Source organism: Tateyamaria rhodophyticola (genome assembly GCF_047777875.1).
In the GTDB taxonomy this organism is placed as follows: domain Bacteria; phylum Pseudomonadota; class Alphaproteobacteria; order Rhodobacterales; family Rhodobacteraceae; genus Tateyamaria.
Genome location: NZ_CP180518.1, coordinates 24,880 through 50,577 on the forward strand (window position 1 = coordinate 24,880; position 25,698 = coordinate 50,577).

The window sequence follows — 25,698 nt, forward strand, 5'->3', positions numbered from 1 at the left end:
AACGCGGCCCCCGGTGCAGGGGGCCGCGTATTGATCAATCCGGTTACGTCGATGGTGCGTGTGCCGATCAGCCGACCACCCGCAGCGCAGGACGCTTGGCCGACAGGGCAGGCGCACCGGCGCTGAAACGCGCGGCAAGCGCGAGGCCCGTCCGGATCACATCCGGGTCCATCCGGCCATGGGTCAACAACTCGACCGCGTCGCGGGCCTTGTCCGTGTTGTCGCGCCGCATGTGGTGCAGCATCGTCATCAGGGTGCGTTCGTCCGCTGACAGTCGCGATTTCGCATCGACATCCAGCGGGTCGTAGAATGCGATGCCATCGCTGCGCGCGCAACACCTCCCGCAAGAGCTTGCTCATCGCGTGCGCAACCGGAAAGCCAATCGTTTCGCCCCAACGCTCAACGGCGACGGTATAGGCGTTCTGCCAGCCATGCTGGTCCGGGGCCTCGAATGTCGCAAGGAAATGGCGCGCAACACGCAACAGCCCGTATTCGAACAGGTCGCAACCCAACCGCTGCATGTCTGCGGGTTGTCGCATGGTCATACTCCTTTCCGCGACGTCTTGGCGGCGCGGTCGGGCAAGGGCGTAACGCCCTCGGGCAGATCTTCGGGAGCGATAGGGTGCTGGGCTTGCGGTGATGCGGCGCGGGACGGGAACTGCACATCGGCAAGGATCGCACGCTCCAGCGCCGGGTTGAGCCCGCAGCCATAGCGCCGCGCCGCGTTGCCCCAGACCAGCAGGTCAATCATGGTGCGGTTCATGTGATCTGCTCCTGGTGCGGGCGATCGCGGCATCCCGGTCCGCGCAGGGCGCGGGCAGCGCCATGGCAAGCTCTGTCAGCCACGCCATCACGGTGGCCGTATCGTTGCCCTCGCAGAGCATCATCATCTCGACCTGCGCCATCTCGTGCCGCCCGCGCCGCACGCAGGCGATCGTGGTCACGAGGCGGCGCTCGTGTTCCGAAAGGATACGCGCACAGCCGGGGCAGTCGGGGTTCGAGAACATGAACACAGAGGTCCGGCTGGTGCGCACGGCCTGAATGACCCGCAGCACGAGCGTGGCCATGTTGGCCCCACTGTCGTGATCAAAGGCGTTTTCGGCAAATGCGATGGCCCGCATCCAGTTGTGGTTTGCCGGCGTCGCGAAGGTGCTGAAATACAGACGCGCAATCCCGAGGCAGATATGTTCATGTTGATCATACGGCGCGTCCTCCAGCAGATGTTCATGCGGATTGGGTGCGCGGTCACACTGTGATGATGTCTGCGATGGCTTCATGCCGCGGCCCTCGGATGGCGGGCGCGTGATGCGTGGGGCATATACATGCCGGTCTCCTACAGTTCAGAACAGGAAGCCGGGCGAATCTGGGAACAGATATAACTGGGGTGCAGATTAACTGACAAAATTTATCGGAAATATCAAGTGCAATCTGTCAGGGTGGATTTACACTTTTGTGGTGTCCTCAGTGAAGCGCCCACGAATTCCAAGTGTTTTAATCGGGTATTGAGTCTCCGCGCCTTTCGTGGGATATTTTACGCACTCCAGCCAGCCGCGCACCGGTGCCAGGGTTTCTCTTTTGAAATGGATCCCCCATGGCCCGTAGCTTTGCCCCCCATCGTCCCCTTGTCGGCTGTTTGATCTGTCTGGTCGGCATGTTCCCCGTGATCGTCCCGAAAGCGCAGGCACAGGACGCCGCGACCGGGGAGATCGCGATTGAGCTGAACACGGCGACGGAGGGGCAAGGCAGCTGCATGCTCACCTTTGTCGTCACCAGCAGCAAATCAGGCGCCATCGACGAATTGATCTATGAAACCGTTCTGTTCGACACGGACGGGCAGGTGAACCGGCTGACCCTGTTCAACTTTGGCGATGTGCCCCCGGCCTTGCCCCGCGTGCGGCAGTTTGCCGTGCCCGACATCGCCTGCGGTGATCTGGGGCGGGTGCTGTTCAATGGCATGAATGCCTGTTCCGCCAGCGACCCGGCCCTGTGCACTGGTGTGATGCGCCCGTCGACGCGCACGCAGATTGAGGTTCTGGGCTGATGGATGACGCGATCCAAACCGTGGCAGATCGCCTGCGCACCGTCTTTGACCTTGGCGGTCCGGTGGTCATGGTCCTGCTGGCCGTGTCCGTCATCGTGGTTGCCGTCGTGCTTTACAAACTCTGGCAGTTTTCCGCAGCAGGTGTCGGGCGCCACAAGGCGCTGCGGGAGGCGGTCGCGGCGTGGGACAGTGGGGACCGTGCCGGGGCGCGGGCCGAACTCAGCCGCTCGCGCAGCTATCTGGCCGGTCTGGTCGCCGATGCCTTTGCCAGCCCGACCGAAAGCCGCGACCGGTTGTGGGCCGAGGCCGAAGCGCGGTTCGCGCGCCTCGAAAGCGGTTTCCGCTTTCTCGACAACGTCGCGCAGATTGCGCCGCTTTTGGGTCTCTTTGGCACAGTGCTTGGCATGATCGACGCCTTTCGCGCGTTGCAGGACGCGGGCGCACAGGTCGATCCGTCCATCCTCGCGGGCGGGATCTGGGTCGCGCTTCTGACCACCGCGGTCGGGTTGGTCGTGGCGATGCCCTCCGCGCTGGTCCTTGCTTGGCTGGAGGGGCGGATGCAGGCGGAACGCGTGACGGCCGAAACCCTTCTGATGCGGGTGCTCTACCCGAACGGCGCGCGCGCGGGCGGCGCAGACCCTGCGCACGCCTCGGCGCATGCGTAGGGCCGCGCGTGCCCGCCGCCGCCTGTCGATGACATCGCTGATTGATGTCATCTTCCTGCTGTTGCTGTTCTTCATGCTGACATCGACTTTTTCCAGGTATTCCGAGGTTGAACTGACGGCCGCCACATCCGGGACCACCGCACCCTCCGATCTGCCTCCGCTGTTCCTGCAACTGCACCCCGATCGCGTCGCTTTGAACGGCGTGGACGTGGTCATGCAAACCCTGTCGCAAGCGGTTGCCGACACTGGCGCAGGCACCGCCCACACGCCCCAGACCCTGCTGGTCAGCATGACATCCGATGTCAGTGCGCAGCGCCTCACCGACCTTCTCGCTGCCTTGCGCAACACCGCCGCCATATCGGTCACTGTCCTCGGGGCAAGCGGATGAGGCTGATCGTTCCCCAGACCCGCGCCAAGCGGGAACCGACGATCGCCCTGATCAACATCGTCTTCCTGATGCTGGTGTTTTTCATGGTGGCTGGCACCTTGTCCCAACCGCTCGACCCTGATTTGCGGCTTGTTCAAACGCAGGACTTTGCGGGCACCGCACCGCCCGATGCATTTGTCCTGCATCAGGACGGGCGCATCACGTATCGCGGCCAACCGGTCGACGATCTCGCATCGGTCTGGGCCCAAGGTGGGACCGGCGATGCACGCGTGGTGCCCGACCGGGACGCACCTGCGGGTGATCTTGTGCACATGGCGCGCGTCCTGCGCGACGCAGGTGCGGCGCGCGTTGTCATCGTAACGGAGAAGGCATTGCAATGATTGTCGCGTCCCGAACCATCGCCGCGATGTGCATGGCGTGCGCCGTTGGTCTGCACCTTGGGTTGATTGCCGTCGGGATGCAGCCCCCCACCGCGCAGGTCGAGGGGCAAGCCGGCGCCTCGTCCGTAGGTTTGGGCAACGCGTTCCAGGACCTTGTGCAAGGCACGGTCAGTACGCAGCCCGTGCAAGAGCTTTTGGATCCGGTTGCGCCGGGCATGTCCGGCGACCAACATACCACGGCTGAAACGCCCGTGACGCAGACAGCGCGCGCAAAGGCACCGTTAGCCCCAACCGTTGCGCCCACGCAGATCACGATCCCCCAAGGGGCCGTCCCTACCGTCCATTCGGTGGTGAACAGCACGCTGAACCCGGTCCTTCCGCAACAGGAACCCAAAGTCGCATCTGCCCGCACCTTCATATCGCAAGCGCCGTCGCTGCAGGCAACAACCGTTGATCCAATCGCAACGGACGCGCACAGCCCCACCGACGTCCTGACCGCCACGGACCAGACGGACCCGGCCCCTATCGTGTCGCGTCGCCCCGCGCTGCGCAGCAAATCCTTTGAGGCAGAACATGCGCCGCGTGCGGTTATTGCAAAAACGCCTGCAAGGACGCCGCCACGCGCAACTCCGAAAGGCAACACGCGAAAGCAGGCAGCAAGTGCGGGCAGCGCAACGGGGACGACGACAGCAACCGCGACTCAGCAAGGCAAATCCGGCGCGGCAACTGACGCCGGAAATGCCGCGGCCAGCAACTATCCCGGCAAGGTCATGCGCCGTCTCAGCCGGGTATCCCGACCAAAGGTCGGTAGCCGCGGCACAGCTGTGGTCTCGTTTCGGGTATCCGGAGCCGGTACGATCGCTTCCGTCTCCATCGCGCGCAGCTCCGGCTCGGCGCAACTGGACCGCGCCGCACTCCGCGTTGTCCAGCGCGCCGCACCTTTCCCCGCACCACCGGCAGGAGCGCAACGATCTTTTCGGATCAATATCCAAGGCGGATAAATGAAGTTGTTGTCGTTATCTGCACCCGTCGCTCTGTCAGCAGATCTGAAACAGTGCGTTCAAACACTCTGTTTGGCAGCCGCGCTGTCCGAACCTGGTTTGTGACTTGGTGTCGATCGCACAACGTTTGCACTGTGGTTCGCCGCGATCAAAGTTGGTTTTTAATCATTGAGGTGCAATGGCTTCAGAACCGTCTTTGGTCGTTGAATCCGCCTGAGCGCATAGTGCTCTCCTCGGCGAACTCGCAATGCAACATCTGGACCTTGTCCGCATCAACCCGTCGGAACACGCGGCCACGTCACCGCGTACACCTACGTAGGCTTTGCCGGCGCATTTGAGGATATCGAGCAGAAGAAGTGTGCGAGGGGATATGTGGAAGGCTTGAGCTGGTCAATGGGCGAAAACGGACGTTTGTTGCATCAGCAATGTGGATACGGCGGAGACGCGAAAGGGGACCTTCAAGAGGTGGCGACATGATGGTCAGGGGAGCACGCAGTGCTGATGATCATACGTTTCAGCACGAGTGACTTTTGCGGTTACCGAAGCAAAATCCAAGCATTCCGTCTCGCGCAACAACGTCGCCTCAATCCGGCAACCCAAGCGCTTTCTTGCGATCTGTGGCCCATTTCATGATCGTGAGGTCGAAGGTCAGCGCCATCAGCGACACACAGATACCGAGCACAAAGTTCTTGCCCAGATCGGTACCCGCGAGCGTGCGTTGCAATTCCTGTCCCAAGTCCTGCGTGCCGATAAAGGCCGCGATGATCACCATGAAGAACGCGAACATGATCGCCTGGTTGAACCCGACGGCCATGGTCGGCAGGGCGAGGGGCAGTTGCACCTTGACCAGTTTCTGCATCCGCGTGGCACCCGCCATGTCAGCGGCTTCGGTCATCTCGGGCGGCACGGTGCGCAACCCTTCGATCGTGTAGCGGGTCAAAGGCACCATGGCGAAAATCAGGATCGACATGACCACAGACGTGGCCGTGATGCCAAAGAGCATGATGGCCGGGATCAGGTAGATGAAGCTGGGGAACGTCTGTGCCGTGTCGCAGGCCAGGAGCACACGGCGTGACCACTTTTCTGATCGCGCGGCGACGATACCCAGCGGAACGCCGATCAACAGGGCCAATGTGACGGCAGAGATCACTGAATAGAGCGTGATCACCGACCGGTCCCACCATCCGGACAAGGCCACAAGGCCAAAGAAGATCGCCGCATAGATTGCCGGCCTTTTGCCGCCCAATGACAGGGCAAAGGCCACTACGAGCAAGATGAAGGCGGGCGTGGGGATTGATAGTAGAAAGTCGCGGAACGGGTTCAGGATCCACACATTTAATACATACCGTATCGCCTGCGTTGTGTTTTGCACCGGGTCAAAGGCGAGGAACGCCTTGATCGCCGTGTCGATTTCCTTGCCCTGGCTGAAGTTCTGTTTGCGCCCGATCTCGGCAAAGACCTGAACGAACTGCGCAGCGATACAGAAGAACACAAAGACCGCGATGCCGGTCAGCAGGTAGATATGCCTGCGCCACCAGGGCGTGTCGCGTTCGAAATGCTCGGGCTGCTTGACCACCCATGCCTTGGACATGCGGTCCAGCATCACGGCCAGCAGCACAATGGTCACGCCAATCTCGAACGACCGGCCCAGTTTGAAGCTGCCCATCATCGCCAGCAGCTTGGCGCCCAGTCCCGGCATACCGATGAAAGCAGTCAGAACCACCATCGCGAGACACAGCATGATGACCTGGTTCACACCCACGAGGATTTCGGTGCGGGCAGATGGCAGGTAGACGTGGCGCAGCAGCTGCCACTTGGTGCAGCCGCTCATGTTGCCGGCCTCAACCACCTCGGACGGCACTTTTTGCAGGCCCAGCGTGGTCATCAGGATCATGGGGGGGATCGCATAGATCGTCGTTGCCACGGCCCCCGCTGTGGGCCCGACTTTGAAAAAGATGACGGCTGGCAGCAGGTAGGTGAAAAAGGGCAGGGTTTGCAGCACCGACAGGATCGGTTTGATGGCGCGGTTCACGGCCACGTATTTCCACGCAAGGATGCCAAGGCCCAGGCCGATGAAGAACGCCAGCGGGGCCGCGACCATCAGCACGGACATGGTTTCCATGGCGATCTTCCACTGGCCGATCAGGGCGGTCCAGATGAACGTCCCTGCGCCAAGTGCTGCCATGCGCCATCCGCCAAGATAATAGCCGATGACGGCCGCCACACCGGCCACCGCCGTCCATGGGATGGGGCCCAGATGTGGCCAGCGCCGTTTGCCGAACATAAGGTTTGCGGTGGCATCCAGCAGCCATTCCAGCCCTTCGGTCAACGTACGGGTGAGGGTCAGCAGACCCAGATCGTCCTTAACGAAGTTGAAAAACACATCCAGCCAGGCGGCAAAGGGCGGGATCATGCTGTCTGGCAGGCGGTGCAACATGTCCGGCAACAACCCGGCATAACGCAGTACGGTCAACGCCACCGCCACCAGCACAATGACCGAAGCCAACTTGCCCCGCGTCCATGGCGTGGGACCCGCGGTATCCGACTTCAGGTCGTTGGTGATATCGGCCATCAACTGGCCTCCAGCAGGATTTCCAGCGCCGCCGCGCGGTCCATGCCGCCAATCACCTGACCGCTTTTGGCGACAGGGATGATGGCCCGCGTGTCTTGCACAAGCAGGCGGGCAAGGTCTTGCACGGATGCGCCCGCATCGACCGGGTCACCTTCGCCCGTGCTGCCTTCGAGGGCGAGGACACCGGCGTGGACGACGCGCGCCTTGTCGATCTCTTCGGTGAATTTGCGCACGTATTCCGTGGCAGGGTTCAGCACGATCTGATCGGGCGTGTCGCATTGCTCGACCGCGCCATCCTTCATGATGGCGATCCGGTCGGCCAGACGCAGCGCTTCGTCAAAATCGTGGGTGATAAACACGATGGTCTTGCCCAACATGCCCTGAAGCCGCAGGAATTCGTCCTGCATCTCGCGTCGGATCAGCGGGTCAAGGGCGGAAAACGGTTCGTCCAGGAACCAGATGTCGGGCTCAATGGCGAGGCTGCGGGCAATGCCCACGCGTTGCTGCTGTCCGCCGGACAGCTCACGCGGGAAATACTCCTCGCGCCCCTCAAGCCCCACGAGCTTCACAACCTCCAGCGCGCGTTCGCGGCGCGTGTGTTTGTCTTGTCCGCGCATCTCAAGCGGGAAGGCCACGTTTTCCAGCACCGTCCGGTGCGGCAACAGGCCAAAGGACTGGAACACCATGCCCATCTTGCTGCGGCGCAGTTCGATAAGTTCCTTTTCGGACAGCGACATGAGGTCCTGACCTTCGACGGTGATCGTGCCGCCGGTGATATCATGCAGACGAGAGAAACAGCGCACCAGCGTCGACTTGCCAGACCCGGACAGGCCCATGATGACCAGCATCTCGCCCCGGTTCACGTCAATCGACACGTCCTTGACCCCGGCGATGTAGCCATCCGCCCGGATGTCATCAAAGCTGTGTCCGGCAGGCATGGATTTCAGATAGCCTTTGGGATTGGCCCCAAAGATCTTCCACGCGTTCTTGCACGAAATCACGGTGTCGGCGGTCATTTATGCTCTCTCCTCACCGGTCGCGGGGCCGGTGTTTAAAACGCCCGCCCGGAGTGTAACCCCGGACGGGCGAAATGCGTCAACAGTTCTGGAAGACCTTAGGAGGTCCAGCCCTGCCAGATGTCCGGATTGGCTTCCAACCACTCGGCGGCGGCCTCTTCGGGCTCCATCTCTTCGACATCGACCAGACGCGCCATCTCGGCGATCTGCGGGTTGGTGAACGAGATTTTGGTCAGGACGTCATACGCGCCGGGCCACTTGTCCTTCATCCCGTCCCACGCGGCCTTTTTCAGGTAGCCGTCGGCGGGGTTGCCGCAGTCATACAGCGCATCGGGGTTCGGGCCCACGGCCGGGTCCTTGTCACAGCCATCGACCCACTCGGGGAATTCGACGAACTCACCGGGCCAGACGGCTTCGGCAAAGTTGGGCGTCCAGTTGAACACCACAACCGGGCGTTTGTCCGCCTCGGCGGCGCCAATTTCGGCCCAGAGTGCCGCAGCTGAACCCGCGTTCACGACGACAAAGTCCATACCCAACGCTTCAACGCGTTCCTGGCCGTGCTTCAACCAGTCCACCGGACCATCAAGGTAACGACCCTTGTCACCGGTTTCAGCGGTCGCAAACAGAGCGGCGCAGTCATTCAGCGCTTCCCAGCTGGGAAGGCCGGGGCAGGCCTCTTTGGTCCAACTCGGATACCACCAGTCCTCGCGTGTGACCGCATCGTGGTCGCCCGCGTCATGCAGCCCGCCTTTTTCCAATGCGGCACGGAACGACGCGCCAAACGCACCTTCCCACACTTCCAATTCCAGCGTCACATCGCCCAGACGGACCGATTCATAGACGGCCTGGCTGTCGGTGGTGACGAATTCCACATTGTTGCCCATCGACTCGAAAATCTGACCCACGACGTGGCTCATCACGATTTGCGACGACCAGTTGTGGATCGGGATTACGATCGGGTCGCTGCTGTCTTCGGCCATAAGCGTCATGGGCGCAAACGCCAGAACGCCAGCCGTCAACGCCGTTGTAAATTTGTTCATGGATAGTCTCCCTTGTGGTGTGCCGCTGTGTCGCGGCTTGATCATCACGAATGGTCTTTGTGCAGGCCCAGATCGAATCCGGTCATGCGCCATTTCTTGGTGCCAACACTCTTGCATTATTTTCCTATCAAGCAAGTTTTTTTCTTGCTGAGATGATTTTGTGATGCTCTGCTCGGGTCAAAATTCGTGTGGGATGTCCGATTTCAGGTGCTGCATGTCGCATCCCAATCTGATTTTCCCTCGGTTTTGCCTTTAGATTTGACGCAGGAGGTCCGATTCCATGCGTTATTCCGGCTTCAAGGTGATAAAAGAGGCGTTGACTGGCCACAAAGGCTGGACACCAGCCTGGCGTGAGCCGGAGCCGAAGGCGCATTACGACATCGTCATCATCGGCGGCGGCGGGCACGGACTGGCCACGGCGCACTACCTCGCGTCCGTCTACGGCCAGCACAAGGTCGCCGTCATAGAAAAGGGCTGGATCGGCGGCGGCAATGTGGGGCGGAACACGACGATCATTCGCTCGAACTATCTGCTCGACGGGAATGAGCCGTTCTACGAATTCTCGCTGAAGCTGTGGGAGGGGTTGGAGCAGGACCTGAACTACAACGCCATGGTGTCGCAGCGGGGGATCATGAACCTGATCCACTCGGACGCGCAGCGTGACGCGTTCATCCGGCGCGGCAATGCGATGATCCTGAACGGGGCGGACGCAGAATACCTCGACCTCGACCAGATCAAGAAGGAATACCCGTTCCTCAATTTCGACGACGCCCGGTTCCCGATCAAGGGGGGGCTCGCGCAGCGGCGCGGCGGCACGGTGCGCCATGACGCGGTTGCCTGGGGATATGCCCGAGCGGCGGACAGCCGTGGCGTGGACATCATCCAGAATTGCGAAGTGACAGGCTTCCGCATCGAAAACGGCAAGTGCCTAGGTGTGGAGACATCCAGAGGATTTATCGGAGCGGGCAAGGTCGGCTGCGCCGTCGCAGGCAATTCCAGCCGCTTGATGGCCAAGGCCGGGATGCGCCTGCCCATTGAATCTCATGTGCTTCAGGCTTTTGTCTCCGAGGGTCTGAAACCTGTGCTGCCGGGCGTCATCACCTTTGGTGCAGGACACTTCTATGTCTCGCAATCCGACAAGGGCGGGCTGGTCTTTGGCGGCGACATCGACGGGTATAATTCCTACGCCCAACGGGGCAACCTGCCGGTGGTCGAGGACGTGTGCGAAGGCGGCATGGCGATCATGCCGATGATCGGCCGCGCGCGCCTTTTGCGCATGTGGGGTGGCATCATGGACATGAGCATGGACGGCTCGCCCATCATCGACCGCACAAACATCGACGGGCTCTATTTCAACGGCGGCTGGTGCTACGGCGGGTTCAAGGCCACGCCCGCCTCGGGCTACGCATTTGCTCACCTGCTGGCCAAGGGTGAGCCGCATGAGACCGCCACCGCCTACCGTTTTGACCGGTTCCGCACCGGGCACATGATCGACGAAAAAGGGATGGGCAATCAGCCCAACCTGCATTGAGGGGCCGCACATGATCATCAACCACCCCCTTCTTGGCCCGCGCGACAGCGCCGAATTTGTCTATCTGGGCGCGGCGGACCTGATGAACCGGCCCGATCCCGAAACGGCCAGCGCCGACGACTGGCACGACTACGCCTATCTACGCGATAACCCCGCGGGCGCGCACCGCGAGTTGTGGTTTCACGAGGGCGGTGACCGGTCGATCCTGATCGTCACGCGCGACACCACCACCCACGAGATCTCTGCCGTCGAACTCGCACGTACGGGGGCATCGAAATGACCCAGAAGAACCGGCTTGCAGGTGGACAACTCGACCGAGGCACAACGCTGACTTTCACATTTGATGGCAAAAGCTATGCAGGTCATCCAGGTGACACGCTGGCCTCTGCGCTGCTCGCCAACAACGTCCGCCTCATGGGGCGGTCGTTCAAATACCACCGCCCGCGCGGCCCCCTGACCGCCGGCTCCGAAGAGCCCAACGCCATCGTCGAATTGCGCAGCGGCGCGCGGCAGGAACCCAACACCCGTGCCACCACGGCGGAACTGTTTGACGGGCTGTCTGCCAAGTCGCAGAACCGCTGGCCCAGCCTTGCCTTCGACGCGATGGCGATCAACGACCGCTTCTCGAACTTCCTGACGGCGGGGTTCTACTACAAGACATTCATGTGGCCGGCGGCCTTCTGGGAAAAGATTTACGAGCCGATCATTCGCAAGGCCGCTGGCCTTGGGTCACTGTCGATGCAAGCCGACCCGGATGAATACGACAAAGGGTTCCGCCACTGCGATCTGCTTATCATCGGGGCAGGGCCTGCAGGCTTGAACGCAGCCCTGACGGCAGGGCGTGCGGGAAAACAGGTGATCCTCGCGGACGAGGATTTCCGAATGGGCGGGCGGCTCAATGCCGAAACCTTCGCCATTGCCGACATGTCGGGGGCAGATTGGGCCGCACAGACGGTAGCCGAACTCAGCGCGATGCCCAATGTTCGCCTGATGCCCCGCACCACGGTCATAGGCGCCTTTGACCATGGCATCTATGGCGCCGTGGAGCGGATCAGCGATCACCTCGCCACTCCACTGGAAGGCAAACCGCGCCAGATTCTCTGGCGCATTTACGCACCGCAGACCCTGCTCTGTGCCGGGGCCACAGAACGCCCCATCGCCTTTGAGAACAACGACCGCCCCGGCATTATGCTGGCGGCGTCCATGCGCGCCTTTGCCAACCGTTGGGCCGCGACACCAGCGCAGCGCGTGGCGATCTTCACCAACAACGACGACGGCTGCCGCACCGCGCAGGATCTGCATGCAAAAGGCGTCAAAATCGCCGCCGTCATTGACACCCGGCCTGATGCCCCGCGCAACTACGACTTTGAGGTGCTGCAGGGTGCACAGGTCAGCGATACCATGGGCCGTCTTGGCCTCACCTTTGTCGAGGTGACGCAAAACGATGGCAGCACCCGCACCATCGAATGCGGCGCGCTTGGCGTATCCGGCGGCTGGAACCCGAATGTGCACCTGACCTGCCACCAGCGTGGTCGCCCGACATGGGACGCCGATCTTGCCGCCTTTGTCCCCGGGGGGACACTTCCACCCGGCATGACCGTCGCGGGGGCGGCGGGCGGTCTGTTCTCCACCCACGGCGCTCTGAAATCCGGTGCGGATGCCGCGCGCAAGGCCTTCGGGCTCAGAGGGCGCGCGCCCGCCGTGCCCGAGGCCGAGGACGCACCGGTCACCCAAACCCCGTTCTGGTATGTCGAAGGGTGTTCGCGCGCCTGGCTCGACCAGCAGAACGATGTCACGGTCAAGGATGTGAAGTTGAGCCATCAGGAGGGCTTTCGTTCGGTCGAACACCTCAAGCGCTACACGACGCTGGGTATGGCCACCGATCAGGGCAAGACATCGAATATCGGCGGGCTGGCCATTATGGCCGAGCTTGCGGGCAAGTCGATCCCCGAGGTGGGCACGACCATCTTCCGTCCGCCTTACACACCCACCGCCATCGGTGCGCTGGCAGGGCGGATGCGGGGCAAGGAGTTCCACCCGACCCGCCTGACGCCCTCGCACTACTGGGCCAAGGAACGCGGCGCGGTGTTTGTCGAGGTTGGCAACTGGCTGCGCGCGCAGTGGTTCCCGTTGCCCGGCGAAACGCACTGGCGGCAGTCCGTGGACCGCGAAGTCACGGCCACCCGTGCGTCCGTGGGCGTCTGCGATTGCACCACCCTGGGCAAGATCGACGTGCAGGGCACCGATGCGGCCATCTTCCTCAACAAGATCTACTGCAACGGCTTTGCCAAGCTGGCTGTGGGCAAGACCCGCTATGGCCTGATGCTGCGCGAGGACGGGATCGCCATGGATGATGGCACCGCGGCGCGGCTGGCCGAGGATCAGTTTGTCGTAACCACAACGACCGCCAACGCGGCCAAGGTGTACCAGCACATGGAATTCGTGCGCCAATGCCTGATGCCGGATGCGGACGTACAGCTGATCTCCACCACCGAAGCCTGGGCGCAATACGCTGTGGCAGGTCCCAATTCCCGCCGTCTGCTGCAAAAGATCGTGGACGCCGACCACGACATTTCCAACGACGCTTTCCCCTTCATGGCCTGCGCCAACATCACCGTCTGCGGCGGCCTGCGGGCACGGCTGTTCCGCATCTCGTTCTCGGGCGAGTTGGCTTTCGAGATTGCCGTGCCTGCCCGCTATGGCGACGCATTGATGCGCAAACTGATGGAAGAGGGCGAGGAATTTGACGTCACACCATACGGCACCGAAGCGTTAGGCGTCATGCGCATCGAAAAGGGGCACGCGGCGGGCAATGAACTCAACGGCACCACAACCGCGCTGAACCTCGGGATGGGCCGTATGGTGTCCAAGGCCAAGGACAGCATCGGATCGAAACTGTCGGAACGCCCCGGTCTGAACGAGGCGGACGCGCTGATGCAGGTGGGGCTGCGCCCGGTCAAGGCCGACGACAAGGTGACGGCAGGTGGCCACCTGATGAACGCCACCGGGCCGGTCGATGCCAAGCACGACCAAGGCTATGTCACGTCCGCGGCCTATTCGCCGTCACTTGGTCACATGATCGGGCTTGGCTTTCTGAAAGACGGCGGCAATCGCATGGGCGAAACCCTGCGCCTTGTTTCGCCTGTGACCGATCTGACGGTTGAGGTCGAGGTTGTCTCGGCCCATTTCGTCGACCCGGAAGGAGAACGTGTTCGTGCATGACCTGAGCCCCATGACCGCTTTGGGCGGCACGGCCCCGCGCGTCGATACGGTCGCAGATGTGACAGTCACCGAAGTGCCGGGTGTTGCCTTGGCCTCTGTCGCGGCACGTGTGGGCCACGAAGCGGCCTGTGCCAAGACACTCAAGACCCTGCTGGGTGCGGCCGCACCTGAGCCGGGCCACGCGACCACGGGCAAAGATTATGCCGCGCTGTGGACCGGACCGGACCAATGGATGCTCAGCGCCGATTTCGACACGCACGAAGACATCGCTGCATTGGTCAAATCGAAGCTGACAAACACGGCATCAGTGACGGAACAAACCGACGCGTGGACCTGTTTCGACCTGACCGGGCCGCGCATCAACGCGGTGCTGGAGTTGCTCTGCAACATCGACCTGACGCGCTTTGCGACGGGCCACGCGACCCGTACGTCGATCCACCATCTGGGCTGTTTCGTGATCTGTTTCGACGCGGGCCATTCGGTTCGCATCATGGGCCCGCGGGCCTCTGCCGGTTCGCTGCATCATGCGATCACGACGGCGATGGCCGCCGCACTTTAGGCGGGCGGCAGCGGCACGTTGCCCTCAACCCGGAACGCGTTGACTTGCCGGCGGTCTTCTTGCGGGGTTACCCCAAACGCATCGCGGTAATGCACCATCAGCGGTGTGGCCGAGGCATAGCCTACAGCCTGCGCGATGCTCTGCATGTTCTGTTTGGAGTACAGCACCAATTGACGCGCCGCCTTCATCCGCATGGTGCGATAGTAATGCGTCGGGCTTTGGCCGGTTGCCTTCTTGAATGCGCGTTCCACCTGACGCGGCGTGACCTGCACGGCGCGGGCAACGTCGGCCACGGAAATCGTGTCTGCGATGTGGTTGGCAAAAAGCGCCGCTGCACGCGCCACCAGATCGGGCAAGTCGGGGGCGGCACTGGGTCGTGTCGGAATGCGCTGCTGCACCCCTTCGCCGCGCATGGTGGGGTGTTGGAACCAACAGGCAACCTCATGCGCGACGTCGGCCCCCAATCGGTCCTCGATTAGCCGCAGCGCCAAGTCAAAGGCCGACGCTGCACCCGACACAGTGTAGCGACGGCCATCCATGCTGATCACGTCATCTGTCATCTCGATATCCGGGAACGCGCTGCGAAACGCCGCCTCATAGCACCAGTGCACGGAACACCGATATCCGTCCATTACACCCGCGCGCGCCAAGGCGAACACCCCGCCGCTGATTGCGCCCAAGACGACGCCGTGCCGGTCCAATCGACGCAAGGTCGCATTGGCGGGTTTCGGCGCATCGAACACGCTGTTCGGGGCCCCCAGAACAAAAAGCATATCAACGTCTGACACATCGGCCAGCCGCGCGCCGGGATCAAAGACCACGCGGGCGCTGGATGTGGTTGCCGTGCCGGTTTCGGAAATGACATGCCAATCGAACACGGGCCGCGCCACGATCTCATTCGCGGCGCGCAAAGGTTCGATGATTGACGTCAAACAGGCCATCGGAAACCCCGGAAAGATCAGAAAGCCGATCTGCGTTATTTTACTGTCATTCAACTTTTGTGTTCTCTCGGGAAAAATCTGGCCTATAATACGCAATAACAGGCACAGAACGGAATTGTTTAATGGCAATGTGCTGCCTAGAAAGCGGACGTCGTGAATATTGAAAAACTAGACGCGGACATGGTCAGCAAACTCACTCAGGACCCACACAGCACACGCGACGGTGAACGCGAAAAGGTGCTTGAGGTTGCGATCGGGCGCGAGGTGCGCAGCTTTCGTCGTCAGCAGGAAATCACCGTGGCCGAACTGGCCCAGATCACCGGTCTGTCGATCGGGATGCTGTCGAAGATCGAGAACGGAAATACGTCGCCATCCCTGACCACGCTGCAGCTATTGGCCAACGCGTTGTCCGTGCCGCTCACCAGTTTTTTCCGCAGGTTCGAAGAAAGCCGCCAAGCGGTGCACACCAAGTCGGGTGAGGGCGTGTCCATCGACCGGGAGGGCACCCGCGCGAACCATCAGTACAACCTGCTGGGCCACATTGGGTCGAACGCGTCGGGCGTGATTGTCGAACCCTATCTGATCACTTTGACAGCGGAATCAGATGTTTTCCCTGCGTTTCAGCATGGCGGGATCGAAACGATCTATATGCTCGAAGGCGAGGTGGATTACCGCCACGGCGAAGAGGTCTATGCGCTGAAGGCGGGCGACACGTTGTTTTTTGATGCGGACGCGCCGCACGGACCGGAAAAGCTGGTCACGCTGCCGGCGCGATATCTGTCCGTCATCAGTTATCCACAAAACGCCTGATCCCGGCGGCTGAAGCCGGGGTCAATGCCCCATATTTCTGACCTGATCGGTGATCTGATCCGCGAAATGCGCGTTTTCTTCAGCGAGTGATTTGATTTCGTTGGCAACGACGGCAAATCCCTGACCCGCCGGACCGCTGCGCGCGGCCTCGATCCGGGCATTGATCGACAGCATCGACATTGCCCGAACAGACCCCGTAATCCGTTCTGTCAGACCAACGATATTGACGCTCGCCGTTTCAATTTCTTCTATGCGCCGTTCCAGCGATGTGCGCAGGTTCGCTTCTGCATCGGCGCCGACGACCAGCCCTTGCAGATAAGACAAAGTGCCGTCTTCGAATATGGCGGTGCCGCGTTCCCGCACCCACACATGATGGCCGCTGCGATGCACCAGCCGGTGGGTGATGTCCCAGCTTTCGCCGGCTTCGATCGCGGCGTCAACTTCGGCAAAAATGCGGTCCCGATCGATTTCGGGCGTCAATCCGGCATAAGACACCCCGGCATTGTTCAGGATCTCGGCCTTGCGATACCCGGTGATCCGTTCGATGCCATCGGTCATGTATTCCATTGTGTAATCACTGTCGTTGCGACAGCGGTAGACAAAGGCATGAATGCTGCCAAACACACTCTCAAAAATGCTATCCAAATTATCCTCCAACGGCTGCGCTGACCGTAAAGAGGAATGGCTAACAAGAGGTTAGTCTTTGGCGAGCGGCGGCTCCGTCTCGAAATCCGGCCAGACGCCGGGCGACGTGGGCAGACCATCGTCGAACTGTGACAGGTAATCCAGCATCATTGGCCGGTTGTCGATGAACCCTTTGTACGTCGCCAGTTCGACCGGCAGATCCCGCACCACGCGGTGCAGGCGGCGGCCCCATTTCGGCATGGTCATCAGGTCCTGAAAGCTGCACAGATAACAGCGGATCGGGAACACCAGCGCGTTCGATCGAGGCAGGCGGAAGAATGTCTGCAGCTCAACCCGCAAATGCTGTTTCGAGCCGATATTCTCGGGCGTCAGCGTCGTCTTCTGGATGCCCCATTTGTGATAGTTCTCGGGGCTGGTATCCAGCAGCGGATTGACTGTCATGGTCCAGTTCAGACGCCGCGCGGGCGCGCCTTGCTGGATATTCAAAAGGAATTTGAGCGCGCGGACAAAGATGCCCTTTTCATGGGCCAGCGGCACCGGCGCGTGCCATTCAAAGAAATTCATGCCGATGTCGAAATCGAGGCTCCAGTCGGCCTGCGTCGTCACCATCCCCGCGTCCATCCACAGGTTGTTGTCGCGCTGATCGAGTACGCAGAAATCGCCCTGCGTCTGGCGCGTGATGTACTCCATCGGGCCATAGGGCAGGGTGGTCTCATCAAGGAAGGTGAACGTGTCGTCGATGCCCAGAGGCTTGTTCACCCACCGCCACTGGTCGCCGTCGCGGTGCAGCTCGAACAGGTCCGGGTAGTCCTCGGACTTCGACACCATAATCAGTTCCAGCAGGTCCCATCCCGCCAGCGTCATATGCGGCAGCGACTGGCAGCGCAGCGGATCATCGGCCAGCACCATCGCCCGGTCACGCATCTCGGCCACGTAGTGTTCATCCACGTCGAACCGCTTTTCATAGACCGACCCCTCGGGCCCGCCGCGGTGCTGCTCCATGTTGACGGCATACATGTAGCTATCTTCGTGGAACGGGAACGGAAAACGCTTGATCGCCCAGTCCGAATTGCGGAACGAATAGTCGTCGCGGAACGTCTCGTCATTGAATTGAATGGTCATCGCTCAAGCTCCAGTGTTCCGATAAAGCGGCTGACGCAGGGCATGATCTTGGTGCCTGCCGCGTGCTCATCCTCTTCCAGCCAGTGATCGCGGTGGATGAATTCGCCATCCGCGCGCGTCACATCCGTCTCGCATTGCCCGCAGGACCCGCCGCGGCACAGGAACGGTGCCTCGACCCCGGCGCGCTCGATGGCTTCCAGCAGGCTTTCATGTTCGCCCACGATGATGGTCTTGTCGGATTTGCACAGGCGCACTTCGAACGGCACGCCCGGTGCGGGGGCCAGGAATTCCTCTGAATGCACATGTGCGTCGGGCCAACCCGCCGCGGCCGCGGTGGCATGGACCCAGTTGATCATCCCCTTGGGTCCACAGACATAGGCGTGGGTGCCCAACGGCTGCCCGTCCAGCAGGTTTTCCAGATCAATCGCTTGGTTCTGGTCGTCGTAATAGACATGCACCTTGTTGGGATGCTTGTAGGTCAGCTGGTCCACATAAGTGCCGAGCGCTTCGGTCCGGCAGGCATAGTGCAACTCCCATGCCCCGCCTTGCCGTTCCAGTTGCGCAATCATGGACATGAAGGGCGTGATGCCGATGCCGCCTGCAAAGAACACATGCTTGCGCGCCCGCAGATCGAGAGAGAACAGGTTCACCGGATAGGTGATTGTCATCTGATCGCCCACAGACACATTGCGGTGCATATACAGCGACCCGCCACGCCCCTCGTCATCGCGGCGCACTGAGATTGCATAGGTCGACAGGTCCGCAGGGTCCGACATCAGCGAATAGGGGTTCAGGCGCGTCCGGTCGCCATCCTGCATGGTCACGACCGTATGTGCGCCCCCGGAAAAGGGCGGAAACTGCGCGCCATCCCGGCGCTGGAATTCGTACCGGGTGACAAGGTCGTTCAGTGGCACCACCGCCGACACAACCACGTCGATCTTCTCGGCGCCGGGCTTGGCTTTTTGCGGGGCAGCGCTCATTCGTAAATCCCCTTTGGTTCGGGCACGTTGCCCGGATCTTCGGCGTCGATGCACACGCCCTGATAGGCGGCCAGACGGCGGGAATAGTGGTCCCGAACAAACAGGTTCAGCCCACAATGGCTGCACACAAACGGGTCGGTTTCCACATCCTCGGTGATGCCCTTGCAATGCACGCACTGCATGCGCCGCGCGACGGACCCGCGATGTTCGGTCTGAATGGCAGTGTGCGGGATACCGGCCTGCATCGCTTCGTTCTGGGCCTGGCCCATCAACCCTTCGGTCCCGGTCAGGTACACCTGCAACCCCATATGCGCGTCCTGCAGCACCCGACGGATGCGCTGGACGGACGCGGCATAGGTCGGCCCCTCGTAAAATTGTGCCGGGTTCAGGGCGCGCAAGGCGTCTGCATGATCACAGCCGCGCGGGATATAGATGATGTGGGTTTTCGCCATCAACTCTGGCGTCGCGATGGCCAGAATGGCCTCTGCCCCTTCCGCATCCGCGATCATCAGATGCGCCTTGCCCTGTCGTGCCTCAAGCGTGCCGTAGACCGGGCGGCTCTTGATCGACGGAGGAAATTCAAACTTCGACATACCTGTCCTCGTCTCGTGAGAAGGGCGCAAAGGCTGTTGCCCCTCGCGCCCTCAAAGATATCAGCCCTTGGCGGTGCGGATCGTCTTGTCCTTGTCGTAGAACGGCATTTCCTCTGCCGTCGCGGCCAGTTCGGTGCCGTCAGGCTGCACCACAGTCAGCTTGGTGCCGGGGCTGGCGACCGACGGGTCCAGCCGCGCGATGGCCACGGAATAACCGTTGAGTTCAGACGACAGACCATAGGTGATCACACCCACATCCTTGCCGTCGTGATGCACGCGGGCAAACATCTCCATCTGGTCCATGGCGTCGCCTTCCAGCTTCACGCCATAGATCTTGAACCGCTCCTTGCCCTTCATAGCATAGTGGTTTTCGGAGCCGATGAACCCTTCCTTGCCGGGCGACACGGTAAAGTCGAGGCCCAGTTCCCACAGGCTGTCACCCGCAGGTGTGCCATCCGCGAACGGGAAGGTCTCCGAATTGTCGCCGGGGTAGAACAGCAGATAGCTTTCAATCCGCAGCATATCGAGCGTGCTAAACTGTGTCGGGCGCACGTCGTCGCCGCCGGTCTCAAGCACGTTGTCCCAGATGTGCACCGCATCCTTGGCGCGGCAGAAAATCTCGTACCCGCGCTCGCCGGTGTACCCGGTGCGCGAAATCATCACGTCGCGGCCAAAGAGCCGCCCCTGCCAGATGCCGAAATAGGCGAGGTCGCGGATCGCGGGGATTTCCTTGGCCAGGATGTCCACCGCTTTGGGCCCTTGCAGCGACATATCGTGCAGATCGTCATCCATGATAACCGAGCAGTTCTTGGCCGCGGCCACGGTGGTCAGCTGCTCCATCCCGATGCCGGTGCCGTGCACGACCAGCCACGAGTTCACGGCGATGTGGTAGATCACGCAATCATCCACGAACAGCCCGCGATCATCCAGCATACAGGCGTAAACGGCGCGGCCCGGCGCGATCTTTTCGACGTTGCGGGTGGTGACCCGGTCGATGACATACGCCGCGTCTTCGCCCACCACGTGCACCTTTTTCAGGCCCGACACATCCATCAGCCCCGCCTTGGTGCGGATCGCCTCATAGTCGGCTTTGGCCCGCTCCGGCGTGTTGTCATAGAACCACGCCGTCCCCATGCCATTCCAATCTTCCAACTCGCCGCCGATCTCGGCGTGGCGTGCGGCAAGTGCCGATGTTCTCCATAGAATGGCCATGGTGTTTTTCCCTGTTCGTTATGAGTCTTTGTTGCGGGGTATTCAGCCTCAGCCCAATTTGAAAAGCAAGAATGCGATGCAACTTTTTTTCCTGTTGGGCAAATTTGAATGGAAAAGGGGCGACCACTTGGCCGCCCCTCTCGCGCATCTGATGCGCTTACTTGTCGAACTGTTTGGTCTTGGCACTTTCGGTCTTTTGCCCGAACAGCAGCACGGCGATGCAGATCACTGCTGCGATCAGGGTATAGAGCCCCGGCATAGCACTGCCCCAGCCCATGAACATGGCCCCGTCGACAACCGACCAGCTTGCTTCGTCATATGGAAAACCCATGGTCTTCTCCTTTTCTGTTCGATTACTCGCCTGGCGCCAGGTTGACGCCAGGTGCGGGGATGCCTTCGGGGTAGCCAGCGGCTGGGACCTTGACCATGTCCATGCCTGCGATCTCGGCACCTTCCGGGATGCGCAGCATGCCGAACATCTTCAGGATGAAGGACACCACATATCCGGGCACAAACCCAAGCAGGAAGAACACGATGGCCCCCACGATCTGACCCATCAGGCTGATGGTCGGAACCTCGCCCGCAGCACCCTGCAATGCCGGATAGCCGGAGGCAAAGACGCCCAGCATCACCACACCGTAGAGGCCGATGGTCCCGTGCACGGTGACCGCGCCCACAGCATCGTCGATGCCGCGTTTTTCCAGCCAGTCGGCACAGGGTTTCAGGATAAGACCGGCCGAGACTGCGATGATGAAGGTCAGCGCAGGATAGTACAGATCAAGGCCAGACGCGGTCGAGATGATCCCTGCCAGTGCGCCCGACATCATCCAGAACGGATCCCGCGTCAGCACCCACGCCCCGATGATGCCACCGGCGACCGCCATCAGGATGTTGAAGGCAAGTGCCGACAGGGTGATCGGTGTGCCGTAGATGGTGGATGGCTTGTCTGCAAACCAGCTCCACGCCTCTCCGGGCACGATCACGCACGCCATGAGGAAGCCCCAGAAGCCCACGATGATCAGCATCAGACCGGTCACCGTCAGCGGCATGTTGTGCCCTGCGATGTGGTTAGCCGTGCCGTCTGCGTTGAACTTGCCGATGCGTGGCCCAAGGTTGATCAGAACGCCAAGGGCAAAGAACCCGGCCACTGCGTGCACAAGGCCCGCCGCACCAAAGTCATGCACGCCAAACTGCGTGACCAGCCAGCCATCCGCGTGCCAGCCCCAGGCGGCCGCCACGACCCAGGCAAACGACCCCAGCACCACGGCCAGAATGACAAATCCCACGGTCTGGATACGTTCAATCACCGCACCTGACATGATGGACGCCGTTGTGGCTGCGAACAGCGCAAAGGCACCAAAGAACACGCCCGATGCCTGATCGGCCACGTTCGGTCCCATGTACTGCGCGCTCTCACCCCAGCCCCATGCGATGGCGTTGGCATATTCCACACCCGAGATGCCCGCAGGCCCCGGCGCGCCGGGCAGACCCGTGGGGAAACCCCAGTAAACCCACCACCCGAAGAAATAGAAGGTGGGGATCATGAACGCGAAGGCCAGGATGTTCTTCACCCCGGAACTCAGCACGTTCTTGAGACGCGACGCCCCCATTTCATAGGCCAGAAACCCCGCATGGATGATGATCATCAGCGGGATGGTCAAATAATAGAATGTCTCGGCAAACATGGTATTTGTCGTACCACTCTTGCCCTGCAGCGCGGCAATCTGTGCCGTCAGCTCTGCGATTTGCTCTTCCACGATGAACTCCCGTGTTGGACTGTTGGCTTTCATGCGCCGTCGTGTGCAGAGCGCGGCGCTGGCCAAAGTGAAGCACGACAGATTTCATCTGGCGACTCTTTTTTTAACTGGTGTGAAAAATAGTTTCCCATTGGTTGAGCATGTGATGTAACGATGCTAGCGTTCGAGTCGAACGACAGATCACTTTTGGGAGGGCTTTCGCCATGTGCGGGATTGTCGGACTTTTTCTGAAAGACGCCGCGTTGGAACCACAGCTTGGCGACATGCTGACGGATATGCTGATCACCATGACGGACCGTGGGCCCGACAGTGCAGGCATCGCGATTTATGGTGATGAAACAACGGGTAACGCCAAGCTGACCGTGCAATCCAACACCCCTGACGTGGACTTTGACAAGCTCGACAATGACCTGCGCAAACGGATCAAGGGCAAGGTGTCGATGGACACCAAGGACACCCATGCGGTGCTGTCGATACAGGCCGATCAGGTCGCCGCAGCGCGCGATATCCTGGCCGAAATCCGCCCCGACGTGCGGGTGATGAGCCACGGCTCCACCCTCGAAATCTACAAGGAAGTCGGCCTGCCCAAAAATGTGGCAGAGCGCTTTGACATCCGCAAAATGTCCGGCACGCATGGCATCGGGCACACCCGCATGGCGACCGAGTCGGCGGTGACGACCATGGGCGCGCACCCGTTCAACACCGGCATCGACCAGTGCCTCGTGCACAACGGATCGCTGTCGAACCACAACTCGCTGCGCCGCAAGCTGCGCCGCCTCGGCGTGCATATTGAGACCGAAAACGACACTGAGGTCGGTGCGGCCTACCTCACCTGGAAGATGCAGACCGGTTCGACCCTGGGCGAGGCGCTGACCTCCAGCCTTGATGATCTCGACGGGTTCTTCACCTTTGTGGTGGGCACCAAAGACGGGTTCGGCGTGGTCCGCGACCCGATTGCCTGCAAACCCGCCGTGATGGCCGAAACCGATCAATATGTGGCCTTCGGCTCGGAATACCGCGCGCTGGTCAACCTGCCGGGCATCGAAGGCGCGCGCGTCTGGGAACCCGAACCCGCCACCGTCTATTTCTGGTCGCACAACGCGGCCCCAACCGCGCAAGAGAAAGCGGCGTAAATGCAAACATTCGACCTCGAAGCGCAGGGGCTGCGCGAACTGAACGCCACCCTGCACGCGCAGGCGGCCAACACCAATCAGACCCATTGGGAAATCGTGAACCCCAAGGGCAGCCACGCCATCGCCGTGGGCCTTGATGCGCCGATCGAGGTGAATATCAAAGGCTCCACCGGGTATTACTGTGCCGGCATGAACAAGCAGGCGACCGTGCATGTGCACGGCTCTGTTGGCCCCGGCACTGCGGAAAACATGATGTCCGGCATGGTCGTGGTCGAAGGCGACGCGTCGCAATATGCAGGCGCCACGGGCCATGGGGGCACGTTGGTGATCAAGGGCAACGCGTCGTCCCGCTGCGGCATTTCGATGAAGGGCATAGACATCATCGTGCACGGCAATATCGGGCACATGTCGGCCTTCATGGCGCAATCGGGCAACCTCGTGGTCTGCGGCGACGCGGGCGAAGCACTGGGCGACTCGCTTTACGAAGCACGCCTGTTCGTGCGCGGTTCCGTCAAATCGCTGGGCGCCGACTGTATCGAGAAAGAGATGCGGCCTGAGCATATTGCCATTCTCGAAGAGTTGCTGGAACGCGGAGGCTGTGATGCCAAGGCGTCCGAGTTCAAACGCTATGGTTCGGCCCGCCAGCTCTATAATTTCAACATCGATAACGCGTATTAAGGGGCGGAGCATGAAAGACGACCACAACGGCGCACCGCGCACGACGCCTATTCAGTCGGCCACGTTCTCGAACCCAGTGAACGCCGAAATCCGGCGTGCGGCGGCGACGGGCATTTATGACATTCGCGGTGGCGGGGCGAAACGCAAGCTGCCGCATTTTGATGACCTGCTGTTTCTGGGCGCGTCCATGTCGCGCTATCCGCTCGAAGGCTACCGCGAACGCTGCGACACCAATGTCACGCTTGGCACACGTTTTGCCAAAAACCCGATCCAACTGGACATTCCCGTGACCATCGCAGGCATGTCTTTCGGCGCGCTGTCCGGTGGGGCCAAAGAGGCACTGGGACGTGGAGCCACAATGGCGGGCACCTCGACCACGACCGGCGACGGCGGCATGACCGAGGAAGAGCGCGGCCATTCCAACAAGCTGGTCTATCAGTACCTGCCGTCGCGCTATGGCATGAACCCTGACGATCTGCGCCGTTGCGACGCGATTGAGATTGTTGTGGGTCAGGGGGCGAAACCCGGCGGCGGCGGCATGCTTCTGGGTCAAAAGATTAGCGACCGCGTGGCCGAAATGCGCAACCTGCCCAAAGGGATCGACCAACGCTCGGCCTGTCGTCACCCCGATTGGACCGGCCCTGATGATCTGGAAATCAAGATCCTGGAACTGCGCGAAATCACCAACTGGGAAAAGCCGATCTATATCAAGGTCGGCGGCGCGCGGCCCTACTTTGATACCACGCTCGCGGTCAAAGCGGGCGCGGATGTGGTTGTGCTGGACGGGATGCAGGGCGGCACGGCGGCGACGCAGGATGTCTTCATCGAACATGTGGGCCAACCCATTTTGGCCTGTATCCGCGAAGCTGTCCGCGCGCTGCAGGACCTTGGCATGCACCGCGAAGTGCAGCTTGTCGTCTCAGGCGGTATCCGTACGGGTGCGGATGTGGCCAAGGCCATGGCCCTTGGCGCTGACGCCGTTGCCATCGGCACCGCCGCTCTGATCGCGCTTGGTGACAACGACCCGAAATGGGAGGCCGAGTATAACGCCCTTGGCACCACCGCGGGTGCCTATGATGACTGGCACGAGGGGCAGGACCCCGCGGGCATCACCACGCAGGATCCCGAGTTGATGGCGCGATTTGACCCCATCGAAGGGGGGCGGCGGCTCAACAACTATCTCAAGGTGATGACGCTCGAGGCGCAGACCATCGCGCGGGCCTGTGGCAAGAACCACCTCCACAATCTTGAGCCCGAAGACCTGTGCGCGCTGACGCTGGAGGCGGCGGCGATGGCGAAAATCCCGCTCGCTGGCACCGACTGGTACCCCGGCAAGCCCGGCACCTCTTATTAACTTCTTAACGAAGGGCGCGGCCATCACGGCACGCGCCCTCACCACATAAAGACCAACA

The 25,698-nt window shown here is 61.3% G+C and carries 27 protein-coding genes; 13 read left to right on the forward strand and 14 right to left on the reverse strand.

What is annotated here, in order from left to right; translation table 11 throughout:
• Nucleotides 1-67: 67 nt before the first annotated feature.
• The 3 genes from ACERHN_RS00105 to ACERHN_RS00115 form a co-directional block, all read right to left on the reverse strand.
• On the reverse strand, nucleotides 68-250 hold the full coding sequence (locus ACERHN_RS00105; protein ID WP_415918955.1) for a hypothetical protein: 183 nt from the start codon (nucleotides 248-250) through the stop codon (nucleotides 68-70).
• A 291-nt stretch (nucleotides 251-541) separates the two neighbouring features.
• Entirely contained in the window at nucleotides 542-763 is a 222-nt protein-coding gene (locus tag ACERHN_RS00110) for a hypothetical protein (RefSeq protein WP_415918956.1), read from the reverse strand.
• A complete protein-coding gene (locus tag ACERHN_RS00115; protein ID WP_415918957.1) occupies nucleotides 744-1,277 on the reverse strand; it encodes a hypothetical protein in 534 nt (177 codons plus the stop codon). The genes ACERHN_RS00110 and ACERHN_RS00115 overlap by 20 nt, the downstream gene beginning before the upstream one ends.
• A 314-nt stretch (nucleotides 1,278-1,591) precedes the next feature.
• Between ACERHN_RS00115 and ACERHN_RS00120 the strand changes: the two genes are divergently transcribed.
• The 5 genes from ACERHN_RS00120 to ACERHN_RS00140 are packed head-to-tail and all read left to right on the forward strand — an operon-like array spanning nucleotide 1,592 to nucleotide 4,475.
• Nucleotides 1,592-2,041 carry a hypothetical protein gene (locus ACERHN_RS00120; protein WP_415918958.1) on the forward strand — a complete coding sequence of 150 codons (450 nt, stop codon included), beginning with the start codon at nucleotides 1,592-1,594 and terminating at the stop codon, nucleotides 2,039-2,041.
• Complete coding sequence (locus ACERHN_RS00125) at nucleotides 2,041-2,706, forward strand: MotA/TolQ/ExbB proton channel family protein (protein WP_415918959.1); 666 nt, start codon at nucleotides 2,041-2,043, stop codon at nucleotides 2,704-2,706. Before ACERHN_RS00120 ends, ACERHN_RS00125 begins: the two co-directional genes overlap by 1 nt.
• Before the next feature lie 28 nt (nucleotides 2,707-2,734).
• On the forward strand, nucleotides 2,735-3,094 hold the full coding sequence (locus tag ACERHN_RS00130; protein WP_415918960.1) for a biopolymer transporter ExbD: 360 nt from the start codon (nucleotides 2,735-2,737) through the stop codon (nucleotides 3,092-3,094).
• Nucleotides 3,091-3,474, forward strand: a complete 384-nt coding sequence (locus tag ACERHN_RS00135; protein WP_415918961.1) for an ExbD/TolR family protein — start codon at nucleotides 3,091-3,093, stop codon at nucleotides 3,472-3,474. Before ACERHN_RS00130 ends, ACERHN_RS00135 begins: the two co-directional genes overlap by 4 nt.
• Nucleotides 3,471-4,475, forward strand: coding sequence for an energy transducer TonB family protein (locus tag ACERHN_RS00140; protein WP_415918962.1), 1,005 nt, complete (start codon nucleotides 3,471-3,473; stop codon nucleotides 4,473-4,475). The genes ACERHN_RS00135 and ACERHN_RS00140 overlap by 4 nt, the downstream gene beginning before the upstream one ends.
• Before the next feature lie 583 nt (nucleotides 4,476-5,058).
• On the opposite strand, the gene ACERHN_RS00145 is transcribed toward ACERHN_RS00140, so the two are convergent.
• From ACERHN_RS00145 to ACERHN_RS00155, 3 genes are all read right to left on the reverse strand, one after another.
• Nucleotides 5,059-7,047 carry an ABC transporter permease gene (locus ACERHN_RS00145; protein ID WP_415918963.1) on the reverse strand — a complete coding sequence of 663 codons (1,989 nt, stop codon included), beginning with the start codon at nucleotides 7,045-7,047 and terminating at the stop codon, nucleotides 5,059-5,061.
• Nucleotides 7,047-8,063 (reverse strand): quaternary amine ABC transporter ATP-binding protein, encoded by a 1,017-nt coding sequence (locus tag ACERHN_RS00150; RefSeq protein WP_415918964.1) that lies wholly within the window; start codon nucleotides 8,061-8,063, stop codon nucleotides 7,047-7,049. Before ACERHN_RS00150 ends, ACERHN_RS00145 begins: the two co-directional genes overlap by 1 nt.
• Before the next feature lie 98 nt (nucleotides 8,064-8,161).
• Complete coding sequence (locus ACERHN_RS00155) at nucleotides 8,162-9,103, reverse strand: ABC transporter substrate-binding protein (RefSeq protein WP_415918965.1); 942 nt, start codon at nucleotides 9,101-9,103, stop codon at nucleotides 8,162-8,164.
• A 280-nt stretch (nucleotides 9,104-9,383) separates the two neighbouring features.
• On the opposite strand from ACERHN_RS00155, the gene ACERHN_RS00160 reads away from it, so the two are divergent.
• From ACERHN_RS00160 to ACERHN_RS00175, 4 genes are read left to right on the forward strand one after another with little or no spacing between them, the layout of a single operon-like run.
• Nucleotides 9,384-10,634: a sarcosine oxidase subunit beta family protein gene (locus ACERHN_RS00160; protein ID WP_415918966.1), complete on the forward strand. Its 1,251-nt coding sequence runs from the start codon at nucleotides 9,384-9,386 to the stop codon at nucleotides 10,632-10,634.
• Between the two features lie 10 nt (nucleotides 10,635-10,644).
• Nucleotides 10,645-10,914 (forward strand): sarcosine oxidase subunit delta, encoded by a 270-nt coding sequence (locus ACERHN_RS00165; RefSeq protein ID WP_415918967.1) that lies wholly within the window; start codon nucleotides 10,645-10,647, stop codon nucleotides 10,912-10,914.
• Nucleotides 10,911-13,856, forward strand: coding sequence for a sarcosine oxidase subunit alpha family protein (locus tag ACERHN_RS00170; protein WP_415918968.1), 2,946 nt, complete (start codon nucleotides 10,911-10,913; stop codon nucleotides 13,854-13,856). Before ACERHN_RS00165 ends, ACERHN_RS00170 begins: the two co-directional genes overlap by 4 nt.
• Complete coding sequence (locus tag ACERHN_RS00175) at nucleotides 13,849-14,415, forward strand: sarcosine oxidase subunit gamma (RefSeq protein ID WP_415918969.1); 567 nt, start codon at nucleotides 13,849-13,851, stop codon at nucleotides 14,413-14,415. The genes ACERHN_RS00170 and ACERHN_RS00175 overlap by 8 nt, the downstream gene beginning before the upstream one ends.
• On the opposite strand, the gene ACERHN_RS00180 is transcribed toward ACERHN_RS00175, so the two are convergent.
• Nucleotides 14,412-15,410, reverse strand: a complete 999-nt coding sequence (locus ACERHN_RS00180) for a GlxA family transcriptional regulator (RefSeq protein WP_415918970.1) — start codon at nucleotides 15,408-15,410, stop codon at nucleotides 14,412-14,414. The two genes, ACERHN_RS00175 and ACERHN_RS00180, sit on opposite strands and share 4 nt — an antisense overlap.
• Nucleotides 15,411-15,536: 126 nt before the next feature.
• Here ACERHN_RS00180 and ACERHN_RS00185 point away from each other — a divergent pair, with 126 nt between their 5' ends.
• Complete coding sequence (locus ACERHN_RS00185) at nucleotides 15,537-16,166, forward strand: helix-turn-helix domain-containing protein (RefSeq protein ID WP_415918971.1); 630 nt, start codon at nucleotides 15,537-15,539, stop codon at nucleotides 16,164-16,166.
• 21 nt (nucleotides 16,167-16,187) lie between these two features.
• On the opposite strand, the gene ACERHN_RS00190 is transcribed toward ACERHN_RS00185, so the two are convergent.
• The 7 genes from ACERHN_RS00190 to ACERHN_RS00220 all read right to left on the reverse strand — a co-directional run bounded on the left by ACERHN_RS00190 (nucleotide 16,188) and on the right by ACERHN_RS00220 (nucleotide 22,475).
• The gene (locus tag ACERHN_RS00190; RefSeq protein ID WP_415918972.1) at nucleotides 16,188-16,811 is read right to left on the reverse strand and encodes a PAS domain-containing protein; all 624 of its coding nucleotides are present in this window, start codon (nucleotides 16,809-16,811) and stop codon (nucleotides 16,188-16,190) included.
• A 51-nt stretch (nucleotides 16,812-16,862) separates the two neighbouring features.
• Nucleotides 16,863-17,933 (reverse strand): heme-dependent oxidative N-demethylase family protein, encoded by a 1,071-nt coding sequence (locus ACERHN_RS00195; protein ID WP_415918973.1) that lies wholly within the window; start codon nucleotides 17,931-17,933, stop codon nucleotides 16,863-16,865.
• Nucleotides 17,930-18,913, reverse strand: a complete 984-nt coding sequence (locus ACERHN_RS00200; RefSeq protein ID WP_415918974.1) for a PDR/VanB family oxidoreductase — start codon at nucleotides 18,911-18,913, stop codon at nucleotides 17,930-17,932. Before ACERHN_RS00200 ends, ACERHN_RS00195 begins: the two co-directional genes overlap by 4 nt.
• A complete protein-coding gene (gene dmmA, locus ACERHN_RS00205; RefSeq protein WP_415918975.1) occupies nucleotides 18,910-19,506 on the reverse strand; it encodes a dimethylamine monooxygenase subunit DmmA in 597 nt (198 codons plus the stop codon). Before dmmA ends, ACERHN_RS00200 begins: the two co-directional genes overlap by 4 nt.
• A 60-nt stretch (nucleotides 19,507-19,566) precedes the next feature.
• Complete coding sequence (locus tag ACERHN_RS00210; RefSeq protein WP_415918976.1) at nucleotides 19,567-20,718, reverse strand: aminomethyltransferase family protein; 1,152 nt, start codon at nucleotides 20,716-20,718, stop codon at nucleotides 19,567-19,569.
• A 157-nt stretch (nucleotides 20,719-20,875) separates the two neighbouring features.
• Nucleotides 20,876-21,049 (reverse strand): hypothetical protein, encoded by a 174-nt coding sequence (locus ACERHN_RS00215; protein WP_415918977.1) that lies wholly within the window; start codon nucleotides 21,047-21,049, stop codon nucleotides 20,876-20,878.
• Between the two features lie 22 nt (nucleotides 21,050-21,071).
• Nucleotides 21,072-22,475, reverse strand: a complete 1,404-nt coding sequence (locus ACERHN_RS00220; protein ID WP_415919066.1) for an ammonium transporter — start codon at nucleotides 22,473-22,475, stop codon at nucleotides 21,072-21,074.
• Between the two features lie 203 nt (nucleotides 22,476-22,678).
• On the opposite strand from ACERHN_RS00220, the gene ACERHN_RS00225 reads away from it, so the two are divergent.
• The 3 genes from ACERHN_RS00225 to ACERHN_RS00235 are packed head-to-tail and all read left to right on the forward strand — an operon-like array spanning nucleotide 22,679 to nucleotide 25,640.
• Nucleotides 22,679-23,608, forward strand: coding sequence for a class II glutamine amidotransferase (locus ACERHN_RS00225; protein ID WP_415918978.1), 930 nt, complete (start codon nucleotides 22,679-22,681; stop codon nucleotides 23,606-23,608).
• Nucleotides 23,609-24,286 (forward strand): protein GlxC, encoded by a 678-nt coding sequence (locus tag ACERHN_RS00230; protein ID WP_415918979.1) that lies wholly within the window; start codon nucleotides 23,609-23,611, stop codon nucleotides 24,284-24,286.
• Between the two features lie 10 nt (nucleotides 24,287-24,296).
• The gene (locus ACERHN_RS00235; RefSeq protein WP_415918980.1) at nucleotides 24,297-25,640 is read left to right on the forward strand and encodes an FMN-binding glutamate synthase family protein; all 1,344 of its coding nucleotides are present in this window, start codon (nucleotides 24,297-24,299) and stop codon (nucleotides 25,638-25,640) included.
• Nucleotides 25,641-25,698: the final 58 nt, after the last annotated feature.

What these genes read in the sequence shown, in the direction of transcription:
- dmmA (WP_415918975.1), bottom strand. Translation starts at nt 19,506, where the DNA reads ATGTCGAAGTTTGAATTTCCTCCGTCGATCAAGAGCCGCCCGGTCTAC.
- ACERHN_RS00110 (WP_415918956.1), bottom strand. Translation starts at nt 763, where the DNA reads ATGAACCGCACCATGATTGACCTGCTGGTCTGGGGCAACGCGGCGCGG.
- ACERHN_RS00135 (WP_415918961.1), top strand. Translation starts at nt 3,091, where the DNA reads ATGAGGCTGATCGTTCCCCAGACCCGCGCCAAGCGGGAACCGACGATC.
- ACERHN_RS00230 (WP_415918979.1), top strand. Translation starts at nt 23,609, where the DNA reads ATGCAAACATTCGACCTCGAAGCGCAGGGGCTGCGCGAACTGAACGCC.
- ACERHN_RS00185 (WP_415918971.1), top strand. Translation starts at nt 15,537, where the DNA reads ATGGTCAGCAAACTCACTCAGGACCCACACAGCACACGCGACGGTGAA.
- ACERHN_RS00160 (WP_415918966.1), top strand. Translation starts at nt 9,384, where the DNA reads ATGCGTTATTCCGGCTTCAAGGTGATAAAAGAGGCGTTGACTGGCCAC.
- ACERHN_RS00115 (WP_415918957.1), bottom strand. Translation starts at nt 1,277, where the DNA reads ATGAAGCCATCGCAGACATCATCACAGTGTGACCGCGCACCCAATCCG.
- ACERHN_RS00235 (WP_415918980.1), top strand. Translation starts at nt 24,297, where the DNA reads ATGAAAGACGACCACAACGGCGCACCGCGCACGACGCCTATTCAGTCG.
- ACERHN_RS00210 (WP_415918976.1), bottom strand. Translation starts at nt 20,718, where the DNA reads ATGGCCATTCTATGGAGAACATCGGCACTTGCCGCACGCCACGCCGAG.
- ACERHN_RS00195 (WP_415918973.1), bottom strand. Translation starts at nt 17,933, where the DNA reads ATGACCATTCAATTCAATGACGAGACGTTCCGCGACGACTATTCGTTC.
- ACERHN_RS00125 (WP_415918959.1), top strand. Translation starts at nt 2,041, where the DNA reads ATGGATGACGCGATCCAAACCGTGGCAGATCGCCTGCGCACCGTCTTT.
- ACERHN_RS00200 (WP_415918974.1), bottom strand. Translation starts at nt 18,913, where the DNA reads ATGAGCGCTGCCCCGCAAAAAGCCAAGCCCGGCGCCGAGAAGATCGAC.
- ACERHN_RS00165 (WP_415918967.1), top strand. Translation starts at nt 10,645, where the DNA reads ATGATCATCAACCACCCCCTTCTTGGCCCGCGCGACAGCGCCGAATTT.
- ACERHN_RS00225 (WP_415918978.1), top strand. Translation starts at nt 22,679, where the DNA reads ATGTGCGGGATTGTCGGACTTTTTCTGAAAGACGCCGCGTTGGAACCA.
- ACERHN_RS00215 (WP_415918977.1), bottom strand. Translation starts at nt 21,049, where the DNA reads ATGGGTTTTCCATATGACGAAGCAAGCTGGTCGGTTGTCGACGGGGCC.
- ACERHN_RS00150 (WP_415918964.1), bottom strand. Translation starts at nt 8,063, where the DNA reads ATGACCGCCGACACCGTGATTTCGTGCAAGAACGCGTGGAAGATCTTT.
- ACERHN_RS00130 (WP_415918960.1), top strand. Translation starts at nt 2,735, where the DNA reads ATGACATCGCTGATTGATGTCATCTTCCTGCTGTTGCTGTTCTTCATG.
- ACERHN_RS00120 (WP_415918958.1), top strand. Translation starts at nt 1,592, where the DNA reads ATGGCCCGTAGCTTTGCCCCCCATCGTCCCCTTGTCGGCTGTTTGATC.
- ACERHN_RS00140 (WP_415918962.1), top strand. Translation starts at nt 3,471, where the DNA reads ATGATTGTCGCGTCCCGAACCATCGCCGCGATGTGCATGGCGTGCGCC.
- ACERHN_RS00145 (WP_415918963.1), bottom strand. Translation starts at nt 7,047, where the DNA reads ATGGCCGATATCACCAACGACCTGAAGTCGGATACCGCGGGTCCCACG.
- ACERHN_RS00170 (WP_415918968.1), top strand. Translation starts at nt 10,911, where the DNA reads ATGACCCAGAAGAACCGGCTTGCAGGTGGACAACTCGACCGAGGCACA.
- ACERHN_RS00155 (WP_415918965.1), bottom strand. Translation starts at nt 9,103, where the DNA reads ATGAACAAATTTACAACGGCGTTGACGGCTGGCGTTCTGGCGTTTGCG.
- ACERHN_RS00105 (WP_415918955.1), bottom strand. Translation starts at nt 250, where the DNA reads ATGACGATGCTGCACCACATGCGGCGCGACAACACGGACAAGGCCCGC.